Raw genomic sequence first — 15,034 nt, forward strand, 5'->3', positions numbered from 1 at the left:
TCAGAGGCCGAGTTCGCTCAGCGACGGGTGATCGTCCGGCCGCCGGCCCAGCGGCCAGTGATATTTGCGGTCCGCCTCCGTGATCGGCAGGTCGTTGATGCTGGCGATCCGCCGCCGCATCAGCCCCTCCTCGTCGAACTCCCAGTTCTCGTTGCCGTAGCTGCGGAACCAGCTGCCGCTGTCGTCGCGCCATTCATAGGCGAAGCGCACCGCGATCCGGTTCTCGCGCCAGGCCCAGACTTCCTTGATCAGGCGGTAGTCCAGCTCGCGCGCCCATTTGCGGGTGAGGAAGGCTTCGATCGCGTCGCGGCCCTGAAGGAACTCGGCCCGGTTCCGCCAGACGCTGTCCACGGTGTAGGCCTGCGCGACGCGATGGGGGTCGCGGGTGTTCCACGCGTCTTCGGCCATCCGGGCCTTTTGCGCGGCGGTCTCGGCGGTGAATGGCGGGAAGGGCGGGCGGCTCATGGGCGGCGATCCTCGCGAGCGGTCGTGGCGGTCCTCAGCCGGCGCAGCTTCCAGCAAAATCGGCGTGAGTCCAGCGCGAGACGCAGGCGTCCGCGGAGCGGCTCCCATGCGGCGGCGGCCGTTGCGCGCGTGCGCGGAAAAGTCCAAGCCCGCCCCCCATGCAGCATCCCGAAAGCGATGCGCCGCCGGCGCGCCGCAGTCCCCGACTGTCGCTCGCCGCCGCGCCGCCGCCGCTTCATTGGGCTGCGCTGCTGGCCCTCTCGGTCGTGTTCGTCGCCGCGCTCGGGCTCCTGCGGCTTCCTGCTGCGGTGCTGCTGGGGCCGATGGCGGCCGGGATCCTCGTCGCGATCAGCGGGGGCGAGCCGCGCGTGCCGCGCCCCGCCTTCTTCGCCGCGCAGGGCGTCATCGGCTGCATGATCGCGATCAGCATCCCGATCTTCACCATCCAGAAGATCGCGGACGACTGGCCGCTGATGCTTGGGAGCGTGGCGTTCGTCGTGGTCGCGAGCAACGCGCTCGGCTTCGCCCTGGCCCGCTGGGGCCTGCTGCCGGGCACGACCGCCGTCTGGGGCTCGTCGCCGGGGGCGGCTTCGGCCATGACGCTCATGTCGGAAAGCTATGGCGCCGACATCCGCCTCGTCGCCTTCATGCAGTACACCCGCGTCGTCGTCGTGGTGCTCGTCGCCTCGGTCGCCATCCGGATGTGGGGCGGGGCGGACCCCGGCGCGACCGGGATGACGTGGTTCCCGGCGGTCCGCTGGCTGCCGCTCGCGGAAACGGCCGCGATCGCCATCGGTGGCGCCTGGCTGGGGCGCGCGCTCCGCGTCCCTGCCGGCCCGCTGCTGATACCGCTGGTGGCCACGCTCGCGCTGCAAGGCTCAGGTCTGGCCACGCTCGATCTGCCGCCCTGGCTGCTGGCCCTGAGCTATTCGGTCGTCGGCTGGAGCATCGGGCTGCGCTTCACGCGCCCCATCATCCTTCACGCCGTGCGCGCCCTGCCGCAGGTGCTGGGCTCGATCCTCGCCCTGATCGCGGTCTGCGGCGGCTTCGGGGCCTGCCTCACGATCTTCGCCGGGATCGATCCGCTGACCGCCTTTCTGGCGACCAGCCCGGGCGGCGCGGATTCAGTCGCGATCATCGCCGCGTTCAGCAATGTCGACCTGCCGTTCGTGATGGCGCTGCAGACGGCGCGGCTGCTGGTCGTGATCGCGACCGGTCCGGCCATCGCGCGCTTCGTCGCCCGCCACGCGGCGCGGCGCTAGGCCAGCCCCCCGGCGCGCTTGATGAACGCGACCACCGGCTCGACGCCGTCGCCGTTCCGGACGCTCGCGAACACATAGGGCCGGTCCTTGCGCATGCGGATCGTGTCGGCCTCCATCACCGAGAGGTCGGCGCCGACCATCGGGGCGAGGTCCGTCTTGTTGACGACCAGCATGTCCGACCGGGTGATGCCGGGGCCGCCCTTGCGCGGGATCTTCTCGCCGCCCGCCACGTCGATCACGTAGATCGTGATGTCCGCGAGCTCGGGCGAGAAGGTCGCCGCGAGATTGTCGCCGCCGGACTCGATCAGGATCAGGTCGAGGGCGGGGAACTTGCGGGTCATCTCCGCGATCGCCGCGAGGTTGATCGAGGCGTCCTCGCGGATTGCGGTGTGGGGGCAGCCGCCCGTCTCGACGCCCATGATGCGCTCCTCGGGCAGGGCGCCGGTCGCGGTGAGGATGCGGGCGTCCTCCTTGGTGTAGATGTCGTTGGTGATCGCGCAGATCTCGTAGGGGCCGTGGAAGGCGCGGCAGAGCGCCTCCAGCAGCGCGGTCTTGCCGGAGCCGACCGGTCCGCCGACGCCGACCCTCAGAGGTCCGTTCGAAGAGCTCATGAGCGAAAAAGCCTTGTGTACTGGGTCTCGTGCCGGGCGGAGCCGAGATCGAGCCTGAAGGTGGACGACGCAAGGTCGTCGAGGGTGAGACTGGCGGCTTCCACGGCGAGGCGCTGCGCGAGCGGCGCAAGCCGCGCCACGATCCGCGCGCCCGCCGTCTGGCCGACGGGCGCGAGGCGGACCCCGGCCGAGACGAGCGCCTGCGTCAGCGCGGCGAGATAGGCTGCGGCGGCGGTCTCGCCCGCGATGCCGTGGGCCGCGGCTGCGGCCCCGACGGCGACCGGGTAGGCGACTTCGCCGGGCAGCTCGGAAGCGGTCGTCCGGAGCGCGTCGTTCGGCCAAGCGGCCAGAACGGCGTCCAGGAAGCTGCGGCCCTGCTGCGCGGTTTCGAGATGAAGCTCCCGCGTGGGCGCGAAGGCGAGCGCGAGCTCGTTGGCTTCCCTGAGCGTCGCCAGGTCGCCTGCGGCCACGGCGCGCTGCGCCGCCTGCAGCAGGATCGCGTCGTTGCGGCCAAGCCCGAGCGCCAGCGCCTCCTCGAGCCAGACCTCCAGCGACGCCGGGTCCATGACGTCGCCATCCTCGACCGCCTGCTCCAGCCCGTGGCTGTAGGCATAGCCGCCGACCGGAAAGGCGGGCGACAGCCACGCGAGCAGCGGGAGGAGGGTGGCGGCGTCGGTTCTGCGCACGCCGTCATGCCCCGGCTTGTCCGGGGCATCCAGGCTTCCGCTCGCGCGGCGCTCGGTCGTCTGGCATGGATCCCCCGGACAAGCCGGGGGATGACGCATCTCATTCTGCAGACGCCGAAGCTCACTCATGCGCGTGCCCGTGATAGGCGCCGTGTTCGGGCCGGAACGGGCGCGTCACCGGCCGCGCGGCGCCGCCGAGGCCGCGGACCATCTCGACCAGCACATGGTCGGGGGCGACATAGATCGCCTCCTCGGTCACCTCGGCCGGCGTGTGCCGGTTGCCGAGGTGCCAGGCGATCTTGGCGAGCCGCAGCGGGGTCGCGGCGGTGATCTCGACCAGCTCTTCGTCCGCCGCGCGCACCAGCACCAGCCGTCCGTCCTCGAGCTCAAGCGCGTCGCCGTCGTTGAGGTTCGCGGGCCGGGCCAGGTCGAGCAGGAAGGCGAGGCCGCCATCCGTCGTCATGGCGAGCCGCCGCCGCCCGCGCGCCTCATGGTCGAGGGTGATGGAGTCCGTGACGGCGCCAGGCTTCACGGCGGGTCGGCGGATGACGGAGACGGCGCGGGTCATGATTGGCGGAAGCGATCTGCGTGCTTCGAGACGCTTCGGCTGACGCCGAAGCTCCTCAGCATGAGGAACGTGGAGGATGGCGAAAGCAACGCCGCCGTCGGCCTCCGGCTTGACCGGAGGACCCATCGTCAGCGTCGAGCCCTACGCCGGACATGGATGGTCCGGTCAAGCCGGACCATGACGAACTCGAGGGCTCAAAACAGAAAATACCGCTGCGCCATCGGCAGGTTCTCGGCCGGCTCGCAGACCAGCAGCTCGCCGTCGGCGCGCACGTCGTAGGTCTCGGGGTCGATCTCGATGACGGGCGTGGCGTCGTTCAGGATCATGGCCTTCTTGCCGATGCCGCCGCGCACGTTCTCCACCGCCACCATCGGCTTGCGGCCGGAAATCTTCGACGGAAGGTCGTCCTCCAGCGCGGCCCGGGAGACGAAGGTCAGCGAGTTCGCGAGCGGCGCCGGGCCGAAGCCGCCGAACATCGGACGGTAATGCGCCGGCTGCGGCGTGGGGATCGAGGCGTTCGGGTCGCCCATGATCGCGCAGGCGATCACGCCGCCCTTGATCACGAGGTCCGGCTTCACGCCGAAGAAGGCCGGCGTCCAGACCACGAGGTCGGCGAGCTTGCCGGCCTCGACCGACCCGACATGCTTCGACACGCCATGCGCGATCGCCGGGTTGATCGTGTACTTCGCCACATAGCGGCGGGCGCGCAGATTGTCGTTGTCGCCGGTCTCGCCCGGCAGGGCGCCGCGCTGGCGCTTCATCTTGTCCGCCGTCTGCCAGGTGCGGATGATCACCTCGCCGACGCGGCCCATCGCCTGGCTGTCCGAGGACATCATCGAGAGCGCGCCGAGGTCGTGCAGGATGTCCTCGGCCGCGATCGTCTCGCGGCGGATGCGGCTCTCCGCGAAGGCGAGGTCCTCCGGGATCGACGGGTCGAGGTGGTGGCACACCATCAGCATGTCGAGATGCTCGTCGATGGTGTTGCGGGTGTAGGGCCGCGTCGGGTTGGTCGAGGACGGCAGCACGTTGGCGAGCCCTGCGACCTTCATGATGTCCGGCGCGTGGCCGCCGCCGGCGCCTTCCGTGTGGAAGGCGTGGATGGTGCGGCCCTTGAACGCCGCGATCGTGCTCTCGACGAAGCCGCTCTCGTTCAGGGTGTCGGTGTGGATCATCACCTGGACGTCCATCGCGTCCGCGACCGAGAGGCAGCAGTCGATCGCGGCCGGCGTCGTGCCCCAGTCCTCATGGAGCTTCAGCGCGCAGGCGCCGCCGCGCACCATCTCCTCGAGCCCGGCGGGCAGCGAGGCGTTACCCTTGCCGGCGAAGCCCAGGTTCATCGGAAAGGCGTCGGCCGCCTCGATCATGCGCGCGAGGTGCCACGGGCCCGGCGTGCAGGTGGTGGCGTTGGTGCCGGTGGCCGGCCCCGTGCCGCCGCCGAGCATCGAGGTGATCCCCGAGGCCAGCGCCTCCTCGATCTGCTGCGGGCAGATGAAATGGATGTGGCTGTCGAAGCCGCCGGCGGTGATGATCTTGCCCTCGCCGGCGATCACCTCCGTGCCCGGCCCGACCACGATGTCGACGCCCGGCTGCACGTCCGGATTGCCCGCCTTGCCGACCTTGTGGATGCGCCCGTTCAGAATGCCGATGTCGGCCTTGATGATCCCGGCATGGTCGAGGATGACCGCATTGGTGATGACGGTGTCGACCGCGCCTTCTGCCCGCGTGGCCTGGCTCTGCCCCATGCCGTCGCGGATCGTCTTGCCGCCGCCGAACTTCACCTCCTCGCCATAGGTGGTGAGGTCGCGCTCGACCTCGATGACGAGCGAGGTGTCAGCGAGGCGAATCCTGTCGCCGGTCGTCGGGCCGAACATGTCGGCATAGGCGGAACGGGAGATCTTGGCTGGCATCAGAGCGGCCCCATCACGTCCTGGCGGAAGCCGAACACCTTCCGGTCGCCGGAGAACGGCACCAGCGTCACGGTCCGCGTCTGGCCGGGCTCGAAGCGCACGGCGGTGCCGGAGGCGATGTCGAGGCGCATGCCGCGCGCGGCGGCGCGGTCGAACTCCAGCGCCGGGTTGGTCTCGGCGAAGTGGTAGTGGCTGCCGACCTGGATCGGCCGGTCGCCGGTGTTGGCGACCGTCACCGTCACGGCCTCCGCGCCGGCGTTCAGCTCGATCTCGCCCGGCGCGGGGATCACCTCGCCGGCGCTGAGCTCCGACGCCTCGCCCCGGATCGGATGATGCACGGTCACGAGCTTGGTGCCGTCCGGGAAGGTCGCCTCGACCTGGATGTCGTGGATCATCTCCGCCACGCCGTCCATGCACTGGTCGGCGGTGACGACATGCGCCCCGGCCTCCATCAGCTCCGCGACCGTGCGGCCGTCGCGGGCGCCTTCGACCACGAAGTCGGTGATCAGCGCGATCGCTTCGGGATGATTGAGCTTCACCCCGCGGGCGAGGCGGTTGCGGGCCACGATCGCCGCCATGGCGACCAGCAGCTTGTCCTTTTCGCGGGGAGTGAGATTCACCGGATCCTCTCAGCAAGACCAGACACGGGGCAGGGGGCGGCCCATCAGCAGCGGCAGGACCGCGCGCGCGGCGTCGCGCAGGCGCTCGGCGAGACAGGCGAGGAGGCGCACGACGAGCAGCCCGTTCCAGGCGCTGGCGCCGGCCTCGACGTCGCAGCCGTCGAGCGCCCGCCGGACATCGTCGACCTTCGCCTCCGCGTCCGGCGCGACGTAGAGCAAAGTGGCCAGGCAGGCGCGGCCGCCGGCCACGGTGCGTTTCGCCATCAGATCGCGGATCTGGCCGTTCAGGCGCAGCGTCTCGGCGAAGATCAGCCTGCCGCCGCGGCGGACGCGCCAGCGGTCCTCGAGATCGCCGACCTGCACGGTCTCGCCGCGGGCGGCGCGACCGAACATCAGCGCCTCCCAAGCGAGCAGCCGCCCGTCGGGGGCGACCTCGGCGTCGAGGCGGCGGGCGAGCCGCGCGCGATCGAACAGGATCGTCTCCTGCGGCAGCCAGGCGAGCGCGCCGCCGGCCTCCACCGCAAGCCGCGTGGCGACCTGCGTGGTCGCGCCGTCGGAGCGATAGATGCGTTCGGCGCCGGGGGTCGAAAGCGTCAGCGCCGCGTGCGGCCCGACCTCCGCCTCGACGCTCATGCGGTCGCCGCAGGCGAGCCCGCCGGCGACGTTCAGCATCGCCCCGTCGAGCCCGTGCTGGCCGCGCGGAAACCTGAGCCGGGACGCGCCGCTCTCCGCCACCCGGACGGCGCGCGACACGCCGCGCGAGGCCTCGACGCGGAGGACGATGGCCCCCTCGGAGCGCTGGCGGCGACGAGCCCCCGCATCCGCGCCGGGGCCCGGACGGGTCGGATCGGAGGAGGCCTGCGCCGTGGCGAATTCCTCAGAACGCAAGGCGCTGCCGTACATCGTCCCCCTGCAGCGCCTTGGCGTCGCCGCTCTCGATCACCTCGCCGCGCTCCATGACGATGAAGCGGTCAGCGAGCTCCTGCGCGAAATCGAAATACTGCTCGACCAGCACGATGGCCATCTGCCCCGTGCCGCGCAAGAACCGGATGGCGCGGCCGATGTCCTTGATGATCGACGGCTGGATGCCTTCGGTGGGCTCGTCAAGCACCAGAAGCTTCGGGCGCATGACGAGCGCGCGGCCGATCGCGAGCTGCTGCTGCTGCCCGCCCGAGAGGTCGCCGCCGCGCCGGTGCAGCATCGACTTGAGCACCGGGAACAGCTCGAAAACCTCGTCCGGGATCGTGCGCTGCCCGCGCTTGAGCGGCGCGAACCCGGTCTCGAGGTTCTCGCGCACGGTCAGCAGCGGAAAGATCTCGCGGCCCTGCGGCACGTAGCCGACGCCGAGGCTCGCCCGCTCATAGGGCTTGAGCTGGGCGATCGGCTTGCCGTCGAAGGAGATGCGGCCGCCCGAGATCGGCCGCTGGCCGACGATGGCGCGCAGCAGCGAGCTCTTGCCGACGCCATTGCGCCCGAGGACGCAGGTGACCTCGCCCACCTCGGCGGTCAGCGAGACGCCTCTCAGCGCGCGCGACGAGCCGTAGTGCAGCGAAACGTCCTCGACCCTCAGCATCCGGCCGTCCTCTCAGAACAAGGCTCGTCATGGTCCGGCGCGACCGGACCATCCACGTCGACCCTGCGCTCGGCGCCCGGCGTGGGTCCTCCGGCCAAGCCGGGGGACGACGACCCTTCTTGAAACCTCGAGCCCGTCCTCATCGCCCGAGATACACCTCGATCACCCGCTCGTTCGACGACACGGCGTCGAGCGAGCCTTCCGCCAGCACCGAGCCTTCGTGCAGGCAGGTCACCTTCACCCCGAGGTCGCGCACGAAGGTCATGTCGTGCTCGACCACCACGACCGAGCGCGTCTTCGCGATCTCGCGCAGCAGGTCCGCGGTGTCGGCGGTCTCCTGGTCGGTCATGCCGGCGGCCGGCTCGTCCACCAGCAACAGCTTCGGCTCCTGCGCGAGCAGCATGCCGATCTCGAGCCACTGCTTCTGGCCGTGGCTGAGCTCGCCCGCGAGCCGATGGCGATGACCCGTGAGGCGCACGCGCTCGAGCAGCGCGTCGATCCGCTCCTTCTCGGGCGGTGTGCGACGGGAGAACAGAACCGGGAAGGGGCGCCGGTCGGTCTTCAGCGCGAGCAGGATGTTGTCCTCGACTGTGTGCATCTCGAACACGGTCGGCGTCTGGAACTTCCGCCCGATGCCGAGCTCGGCGATCGCGGCCTCGTCGAGCCGGGTGAGGTCGTGGCTCGCCTCGAACACGGCCTCGCCGGAGTTCGGCCGGGTCTTGCCGGTGATCACGTCCATCATCGTGGTCTTGCCCGCGCCGTTCGGGCCGATGATCGCGCGCATCTCGGCGTGGTCGATCGAGAGCGACAGCCCGTTCAGGGCGCGGAAGCCGTCGAACGTCACGGAGACGTTGTCGAGGTAGAGCAGGGCGTTGGTGGTGCGGCCGCCGATCACCATGGGCTCACTCCGCCGGGCTCTTCGCGGCCGCGACAATGCTCTGCGCGGCCGGCAGCTCGCTCTTGCGACGGACGCCGAGGAGGTCCGTGACGGCGCCGACGACCCCCTTCGGGATCAGCAGCGTGGTGGCCACGAACAGCCCGCCGAGCGCGAACAGCCACAGGTCCGGCAGCACGCCGGTGAACCAGGTCTTGCCGGCGTTGACCAGGAAGGCGCCGAGCGCCGCGCCGAGCAGCGTGCCGCGTCCGCCGACCGCGACCCAGATCACCGCCTCGATCGAGTTCGCGGGCGCGAACTCGGAGGGGTTGATGATGCCGACCTGGGGCACGTAAAGCGCGCCCGCGACGCCTGCGAGCATGGCCGAGAGGGTGAAGACCAGGAGCTTGTAGTTCTCGACCCGGTAGCCGATGAACCGGGTCCGGCTCTCGGCGTCGCGCACCGCGACCACCACCTTGCCGAGCTTCGACGTCACCACCCAGCGGCAGAGCAGGTAGGACAGCGCGAGCGCGACCGCGGTGGCGGCGAACAGCGCGGCGCGCGTCTCCGGCGCCTGGACGGAGAAGCCGAGGATCTCCTTGAAGTCGGTGAGGCCGTTGTTGCCGCCGAATCCCATGTCGTTGCGGAAGAAGGCGAGCATCAGCGCGAAGGTCATCGCCTGCGTGATGATCGAGAGGTAGACGCCGGTGACGCGGGAGCGGAAGGCGAACCAGCCGAAGCAGAAGGCGAGCGCGCCGGGGACGAGGATCGCCATCAGGGCCGCGAACCAGAACTGGTCGAAGCCGAGCCAGAACCAGGGCAGCTCCTGCCAGTTCAGGAACACCATGAAGTCCGGCAGAACCGGATTTCCATAGACCCCGCGCGGGCCGATCTGGCGCATCAGATACATGCCCATCGCGTAGCCGCCGAGCGCGAAGAACGCGCCGTGGCCAAGCGAGAGGATTCCGCAATAGCCCCACACCAGGTCGAGCGCGAGCGCGAGCATCGCGAAGGCCAGATACTTGCCGAGCAGCGGCACGAGATAGTCGGAGACGTGCAGGGCGGAGTCCGGCGGCAGAAGCAGGTTCGAGGCCGGGACCAGCACGGCCATCGCGAGCACGACGCCGAGGAAGATCAGCCCGGCCGCGTCGAGGAAGCGATAGCGGCTCATGCCTCCACCGCCCGGCCCTTGAGGGCGAACAGGCCCCGCGGCTTCTTCTGGATGAACAGGATGATGGCAACGAGCAGCACGATCTTGCCCAGCACAGCGCCCGCCCAGGGCTCCAGCAGCTTGTTGGCGACCCCGATCGACAGCGCGCCGACGAGCGTGCCCCACAGATTGCCGACGCCGCCGAACACCACGACCAGGAAGCTGTCGATGATGTAGCCCTGGCCGAGGTTCGGGCTGACATTGTCGATCTGGCTGAGCGCCACGCCTGCGACGCCGGCCACTCCCGAGCCGAGCCCGAAGGTGAGCGCGTCGATCCGCGCCGTGCGGATGCCCATCGAGCCCGCCATGCGGCGGTTCTGGGTGACGGCGCGCACCTGCAGGCCGAGGCTGGTGCGCCGCAGGAGGAGCTGGAGCCCGGCGAACACCAGCAGCGCGAACAGCACGATCGCGATGCGGTTCAGCGTCAGCGAGACGCCGAGGATCTCGATCGAACCCTGCAGCCAGTCGGGCGTCTGAACCTCGCGATTGCTCGGGCCGAACAGCGTGCGGACGGCCTGCTGCAGGATCAGGCTGACGCCCCAGGTGGCGAGCAGCGTCTCGAGCGGGCGGCCGTAGAGGAAGCGGATGACGGTGCGCTCGATCGCGACGCCGACCGCGCCCGCGACCAGGAACGCGACCGGGATGGCGATCAGGAGCGAGGCGCCGTCGAGCGCCGGGGCGTGCGCCCGGATGAGGTTCTGGGTGAGGAAGGTCGCGTAGGCGCCGATCATCACCATCTCGCCATGGGCCATGTTGATCACCCCCATCACCCCGAAGGTGATGGCGAGGCCGATGGCGGCGAGCAGCAGCACGGAGCCGAGCGACACCCCGTAGACCAGGTTCTGGATCAGGTTGGCGATCGACCGCCAGCGTTCGATCTTGGCGATGCCCGCCGCGGCGGCGTCGTTCACCGCCTGGGGGGACCCGGCCGGCAGCGAGTTCAGGATCGCGAGCGCGTCCTGGTCGCCGGCGGCCGCGACCGCGTCGACCGCTGCGATCCGCTCGGCCTCCGGCGCGTCGGGCTTGCTCACGATGATGGCGGCGCGGGCCTGTTCGAGCGCGGCCCTTGCGCCGGCGTCGGTCTCGGCGGCCAGCGCGGCCTCGATCGCCGGCAGCGCGGCGGCCTCTCGCGAGCGGAACACCGCGCGGGCCGCGGCGGCGCGTTTCGCCGGGTCCGGCGCGCGCAGCGCGAAGGCGCCGGAGCCGGCCTCGACCGCGCGCCGGATCCGGTTGTTCACCCGCACCGTCTTGAGCGGCTTGCCCGCGATCTCCGCGGACGCCGGCTCGCCCGTTCTGGCGAGGCTCAGCTTGCCGTCGGCGTGCCTGACCAGGACGGTCCTGCTTTCCGGCTCGTAGGCCAGACGGCCGGAGCCGAGCGCAGCGAGGATCTCGGCGCCGTTCGGCGGAGCCGCCGCGACGAGCGCCGCGATCGCCTTCTCGGTGTCGTCGTACTTGTCGGCCGTGAACCCGGCGAGGGCGTCGTCCAGCGCGTCCGCCCGCGCGGGAGCGGCCAGGGCGCAGAGCGCGAGGCCCAGCAGGAGGAGCAGGGCGCCGCAGCGTCCGCCCCCGAAAAATCGTATCGATCGCATGGTCTGGCCGGTCATGTCAGAGGTCGAAGGGCGACGGCGGGAGGAGGAGGCCGCCGCCCTTCGCAAGAGGCTCGTCAGGTCAGCTCACGAGCCCTGACCGCCGCACTTCTTGGTCTTGGCGTTGTAGTTGCCGCACTTGAGGTCGACCCAGTCGGCCTCGAGGTCCTTGGAGCCCGGCAGGAAGTCCGACCAGGCGTCGCCCGCGACCAGCTCGTCGGTCTTCGACACGACGTCGAACTGGCCGTCGTCGCGGATCTCGCCGATCAGGACCGGCTTGGTGATGTGGTGGTTGGGCAGCATCTTGGAGACGCCGCCGGTGAGGTTCGCCTGCTCGGTCCCGGGCAGCGCGTCGATCACCTTGTCCGGGTCCGTCGTGCCGGCCTTCTCGACCGCCTTCACCCACATGTTGAAGCCGATGTAGTGCGCTTCCATCGGATCGTTGGTGACGCGCTTCGGGTTCCTGGTGAAGGCGCGCCACTGGTCGATGAACGCCTTGTTCTCGGGCGTCTCCACGCTCTCGAAGTAGTTCCAGGCCGCGAGATGGCCGACCAGCGGCGCGGTGTCGATGCCGGCGAGCTCCTCCTCGCCGACCGAGAAGGCCACGACCGGGATGTCGGTCGCCTTGACGCCCTGGTTGCCGAGCTCCTTGTAGAAGGGAACGTTGGCGTCGCCGTTGATGGTCGAGACCACCGCGGTCTTCTTTCCGGCCGAGCCGAACTTCTTGATGTCGGACACGATCGTCTGCCAGTCGGAATGACCGAACGGCGTGTAGTTGATCATGATGTCCTCGTCCTTGACGCCCTTCGCCTTGAGATAGGCCTCGAGGATCTTGTTCGTGGTGCGCGGATAGACGTAGTCGGTGCCGGCCAGCACCCAGCGCTGCACCTCTTCCTCCTTCATCAGGTAGTCGACCGCCGGGATCGCCTGCTGGTTCGGCGCGGCGCCGGTGTAGAACACGTTCCGCTCGCTCTCCTCGCCCTCATACTGGACGGGATAGAACAGGATCGAGTTCAGCTCCTTGAACACCGGCAGCACGGATTTGCGGGACACCGAGGTCCAGCAGCCGAACACGACCGCGACCTTGTCCTTGGTGATCAGCTCGCGCGCCTTCTCGGCGAACAGCGGCCAGTTGGAGGCGGGATCGACGACCACCGGCTCCAGCTTCTTGCCGAGCACGCCGCCCTTCTTGTTCTGCTCGTCGATGAGCATGAGCATGGCGTCCTTCAGCGTGGTCTCGCTGATCGCCATCGTGCCGGAGAGCGAATGCAGGATGCCGACCTTGATGGTGTCGTCGGCCGCAGCAGCAGGCGCGGGCGCGCCCGTCAGAAGCGCGGCGGCCATCGCGCCCGCCGCCGCCAATCCCCCAAGGAAGGTTCGCATCTATCGCTCTCCGTCGATCCGTTTCCGCCAAGCGGCGGGCAGGACCACGCAAGCGGGATGCCAACGAAGCAGGCGGCGTCCATCAACGGATTGCCTGAAAGTTGCGCCGCAAACGGGCGCCGGCAGTGATCAAATGTTGAGCAAACTCCAAATTTTGCACACGAAATAGGCTGATACGCCCCGTGCGGCCTCCGCAATCAGGCGAAAGCGGGTGGCGCAAGCTTTGCTGGCTTTCGTGTCTGCCGTTCGGAGCGAACATAGCCGCCCGTTCGTCACGGTGATTCCAGGAGCAGTCGATGCGCAGAACATTCCTCAGGTCAGCCCTCGCTCTGGCGGCGGCCTTCGTCCCGGCCGTCGCGCAGGCGCATGTCGGCGCCGGCGCGACCCACGGCTTCGCGCATGGCCTCGCGCATCCCGTCGGCGGGCTCGACCACGTGCTGGCGATGACGCTGGTGGGCGTGCTGGCCTTCCAGATGGGCGGGCGGGCGATCTGGATGGTCCCGGCGGCGTTCGTCGGCGTGATGATGCTTGGAGGAGCGCTCGGCGCAGCGGGCGTGGAGCTGCCGTTCGTCGAAACCGGCATCGCGCTTTCGGTGGTCGTGCTCGGCGCGATGGTCGCGTTCCGGGCGAAGGCGTCCGCGGCGGCCGCCGCCACGATCGTCGGCCTGTTCGCGGTGTTCCACGGGCACGCCCATGGCGCCGAAATGCCCGCGACGGGCAGCGGCCTCTCCTATGGCGCAGGCTTCGTGCTCGCGACGGTCGCGCTTCATGGCGCCGGCGTCGCGCTGGGCTACGTGCTGCATCTTCTCACCGAAACCAGAGCGAGGCTCCTCACGCAGGGCGTCGGAGGCGGCGCGGCGATCCTCGGCCTCATGATCATGGCCGGCGTGGCCTGACGGGCCTCGCATGCGCCGCTTTCGCGGCGGCGCGGCGGCGCGGCTCCGGCCGGCGCGCGGCGACGCAGAGGGCTTGACGCGGCCGCCATGCATCTATACCTCGCGGTACGATACCGATCGGTATAGTTTCAGGGGGCGGCCATGAGGCAGGTTCTTAGCGGATCGAAGTTCTGGCTCGGCGCCGCTGTCGTGGTTCTGGCGGGCGGCGCCCTCTGCCTTCCCTCGGTCATTCCGGCCGGCGAGGCCACCGAAGCCGTCGCGGCGACGCCGCCGGCCGCGACGCCCGTCGCGGTCGCCAAGGTCGAGGCGCGCGAGATCGTCTCCTGGTCCGAGTTCTCCGGCCGGCTCGAGGCGGTCGATCGGGTCGAGGTCCGGTCGCGGGTCGCCGGCCAGATTCAGACAGTCCATTTCCGCGAGGGCGCGCTGGTGCGCGAAGGCGCGCCCTTGTTCACGATCGACCCGGCGCCGTTCCAGGCCGAGGTCGAGCGGGCGAAGGCCGACGTCGCCGCCGCAGAGGCGCGCGTGACGCTGGCGCGCTCCGACGTCGAGCGCGGGCAGAAGATGACGGCGCTCGCGACCATTTCGCAGCGCGACCTCGACCAGCGGCAGAGCGCGCTGCGTGGGGCGGAAGCGAGCCGGCAGGCCGCCGAGGCGGCGCTGCGCACGGCGGAGCTCAACCTCGGCTACACGGAGGTTCGCGCGCCGATCGCCGGCCGCGTCGGCAAGATCGAGATCACGCCCGGCAATCTGGTGGCGGCCGGCCCCGGAGCGCCGGTGCTGACGAGGCTCGTCTCGGTCGATCCGATCTACGCGAGCTTCGACGCCGACGAGCGGGCGGTGCTGGCCGCGGTCGACACCCTGCCCGGCGAAGGCGACCTGCCGAGCCGGATCGACGCGATCCCGGTCGAGATGACGACCACAACGGCGGGGCAGGCCGTCCGCGGCAAGCTTCAGTACATCGACCCCTCCGTGGATCCCGGCACCGGCTCCGTCCGCGTCCGCGCGGCGTTCGCCAATCCCGGCGGCCGGCTGATGCCGGGTCAGTTCGCGCGGCTGCGGATGGGGCAGGCGAAGCCCGAACAGGCCGTTCTGGTGAGCGAGCGAGCCGTCGGGGTCGACCAGGACAAGAAGTTCGTTCTGGTCGTCGGCGCGGACGACAAGGCGGCCTATCGCGAGGTCAAGCTCGGCTCGTCGACGGATGGTCTGAAGGTGGTGCTGAGCGGGCTGCAGCCCGGCGAGCGCATCGTGGTCAACGGCCTGCAGAAGATCCGGCCGGGCGCCCTGGTCGCGCCCGAGCCCGCCGCGATGGACGGCTCGGCTCTGAACCAGAAGCAGGCTTCGGCGGAGTAAAGCCGTCATCCCGGACGGCCGTCAGGCCGATCCGGGATCGTCA

Annotated in this window: 15 protein-coding genes; 3 read left to right on the forward strand and 12 right to left on the reverse strand. The window is 70.2% G+C overall.

The window, feature by feature from the left end; all coding sequences use genetic code 11:
• Complete coding sequence (locus GGR24_RS01110) at positions 1–465, reverse strand: nuclear transport factor 2 family protein (RefSeq protein ID WP_183393452.1); 465 nt, start codon at positions 463–465, stop codon at positions 1–3.
• A gap of 158 nt (positions 466–623) precedes the next feature.
• Here GGR24_RS01110 and GGR24_RS01115 point away from each other — a divergent pair, with 158 nt between their 5' ends.
• Positions 624–1,727: an AbrB family transcriptional regulator gene (locus GGR24_RS01115; protein ID WP_183393453.1), complete on the forward strand. Its 1,104-nt coding sequence runs from the start codon at positions 624–626 to the stop codon at positions 1,725–1,727.
• On the opposite strand, the gene ureG is transcribed toward GGR24_RS01115, so the two are convergent.
• The 11 genes from ureG to urtA form a co-directional block, all read right to left on the reverse strand.
• Positions 1,724–2,338 carry an urease accessory protein UreG gene (gene ureG / locus GGR24_RS01120; RefSeq protein WP_183393454.1) on the reverse strand — a complete coding sequence of 205 codons (615 nt, stop codon included), beginning with the start codon at positions 2,336–2,338 and terminating at the stop codon, positions 1,724–1,726. The two genes, GGR24_RS01115 and ureG, sit on opposite strands and share 4 nt — an antisense overlap.
• Positions 2,335–3,024: an urease accessory protein UreF gene (locus GGR24_RS01125; protein WP_343066158.1), complete on the reverse strand. Its 690-nt coding sequence runs from the start codon at positions 3,022–3,024 to the stop codon at positions 2,335–2,337. Before GGR24_RS01125 ends, ureG begins: the two co-directional genes overlap by 4 nt.
• Before the next feature lie 121 nt (positions 3,025–3,145).
• Positions 3,146–3,592 carry an urease accessory protein UreE gene (locus GGR24_RS01130; RefSeq protein ID WP_183393456.1) on the reverse strand — a complete coding sequence of 149 codons (447 nt, stop codon included), beginning with the start codon at positions 3,590–3,592 and terminating at the stop codon, positions 3,146–3,148.
• 194 nt (positions 3,593–3,786) lie between these two features.
• Positions 3,787–5,499, reverse strand: coding sequence for an urease subunit alpha (gene ureC / locus GGR24_RS01135; protein WP_183393457.1), 1,713 nt, complete (start codon positions 5,497–5,499; stop codon positions 3,787–3,789).
• Entirely contained in the window at positions 5,499–6,119 is a 621-nt protein-coding gene (locus GGR24_RS01140; protein WP_183393458.1) for an urease subunit gamma, read from the reverse strand. The genes ureC and GGR24_RS01140 overlap by 1 nt, the downstream gene beginning before the upstream one ends.
• Before the next feature lie 9 nt (positions 6,120–6,128).
• On the reverse strand, positions 6,129–7,007 hold the full coding sequence (locus tag GGR24_RS01145) for an urease accessory protein UreD (protein WP_246397896.1): 879 nt from the start codon (positions 7,005–7,007) through the stop codon (positions 6,129–6,131).
• The gene (gene urtE / locus GGR24_RS01150; RefSeq protein ID WP_183393460.1) at positions 6,997–7,692 is read right to left on the reverse strand and encodes an urea ABC transporter ATP-binding subunit UrtE; all 696 of its coding nucleotides are present in this window, start codon (positions 7,690–7,692) and stop codon (positions 6,997–6,999) included. The genes GGR24_RS01145 and urtE overlap by 11 nt, the downstream gene beginning before the upstream one ends.
• A 139-nt stretch (positions 7,693–7,831) precedes the next feature.
• A complete protein-coding gene (urtD, locus tag GGR24_RS01155) occupies positions 7,832–8,590 on the reverse strand; it encodes an urea ABC transporter ATP-binding protein UrtD (protein ID WP_183393461.1) in 759 nt (252 codons plus the stop codon).
• 4 nt (positions 8,591–8,594) lie between these two features.
• Positions 8,595–9,737 carry an urea ABC transporter permease subunit UrtC gene (urtC, locus tag GGR24_RS01160; RefSeq protein ID WP_183393462.1) on the reverse strand — a complete coding sequence of 381 codons (1,143 nt, stop codon included), beginning with the start codon at positions 9,735–9,737 and terminating at the stop codon, positions 8,595–8,597.
• Positions 9,734–11,380: an urea ABC transporter permease subunit UrtB gene (gene urtB, locus GGR24_RS01165; RefSeq protein ID WP_246397897.1), complete on the reverse strand. Its 1,647-nt coding sequence runs from the start codon at positions 11,378–11,380 to the stop codon at positions 9,734–9,736. Before urtB ends, urtC begins: the two co-directional genes overlap by 4 nt.
• A gap of 69 nt (positions 11,381–11,449) precedes the next feature.
• Positions 11,450–12,706: an urea ABC transporter substrate-binding protein gene (gene urtA, locus GGR24_RS01170; RefSeq protein ID WP_246397957.1), complete on the reverse strand. Its 1,257-nt coding sequence runs from the start codon at positions 12,704–12,706 to the stop codon at positions 11,450–11,452.
• 335 nt (positions 12,707–13,041) lie between these two features.
• On the opposite strand from urtA, the gene GGR24_RS01175 reads away from it, so the two are divergent.
• Positions 13,042–13,641, forward strand: coding sequence for a HupE/UreJ family protein (locus tag GGR24_RS01175; protein WP_183393464.1), 600 nt, complete (start codon positions 13,042–13,044; stop codon positions 13,639–13,641).
• Positions 13,642–13,782: 141 nt separating this feature from the next.
• Positions 13,783–14,991 carry an efflux RND transporter periplasmic adaptor subunit gene (locus GGR24_RS01180; protein WP_183393465.1) on the forward strand — a complete coding sequence of 403 codons (1,209 nt, stop codon included), beginning with the start codon at positions 13,783–13,785 and terminating at the stop codon, positions 14,989–14,991.
• Positions 14,992–15,034 lie beyond the last annotated feature (43 nt).

It is taken from the genome of Hansschlegelia beijingensis, from assembly GCF_014196425.1.
GTDB lineage: Bacteria > Pseudomonadota > Alphaproteobacteria > Rhizobiales > Methylopilaceae > Methylopila > Methylopila beijingensis.

Bases quoted from the DNA above. Each gene is read 5' to 3' on its own strand.
- GGR24_RS01175 (WP_183393464.1), top strand. From the start codon at position 13,042: ATGCGCAGAACATTCCTCAGGTCAGCCCTCGCTCTGGCGGCGGCCTTC.
- GGR24_RS01130 (WP_183393456.1), bottom strand. From the start codon at position 3,592: ATGACCCGCGCCGTCTCCGTCATCCGCCGACCCGCCGTGAAGCCTGGC.
- urtE (WP_183393460.1), bottom strand. From the start codon at position 7,692: ATGCTGAGGGTCGAGGACGTTTCGCTGCACTACGGCTCGTCGCGCGCG.
- urtA (WP_246397957.1), bottom strand. From the start codon at position 12,706: ATGGCCGCCGCGCTTCTGACGGGCGCGCCCGCGCCTGCTGCTGCGGCC.
- GGR24_RS01110 (WP_183393452.1), bottom strand. From the start codon at position 465: ATGAGCCGCCCGCCCTTCCCGCCATTCACCGCCGAGACCGCCGCGCAA.
- GGR24_RS01115 (WP_183393453.1), top strand. From the start codon at position 624: ATGCAGCATCCCGAAAGCGATGCGCCGCCGGCGCGCCGCAGTCCCCGA.
- ureC (WP_183393457.1), bottom strand. From the start codon at position 5,499: ATGCCAGCCAAGATCTCCCGTTCCGCCTATGCCGACATGTTCGGCCCG.
- urtD (WP_183393461.1), bottom strand. From the start codon at position 8,590: ATGGTGATCGGCGGCCGCACCACCAACGCCCTGCTCTACCTCGACAAC.
- urtB (WP_246397897.1), bottom strand. From the start codon at position 11,380: ATGACCGGCCAGACCATGCGATCGATACGATTTTTCGGGGGCGGACGC.
- GGR24_RS01180 (WP_183393465.1), top strand. From the start codon at position 13,783: ATGAGGCAGGTTCTTAGCGGATCGAAGTTCTGGCTCGGCGCCGCTGTC.
- urtC (WP_183393462.1), bottom strand. From the start codon at position 9,737: ATGAGCCGCTATCGCTTCCTCGACGCGGCCGGGCTGATCTTCCTCGGC.
- ureG (WP_183393454.1), bottom strand. From the start codon at position 2,338: ATGAGCTCTTCGAACGGACCTCTGAGGGTCGGCGTCGGCGGACCGGTC.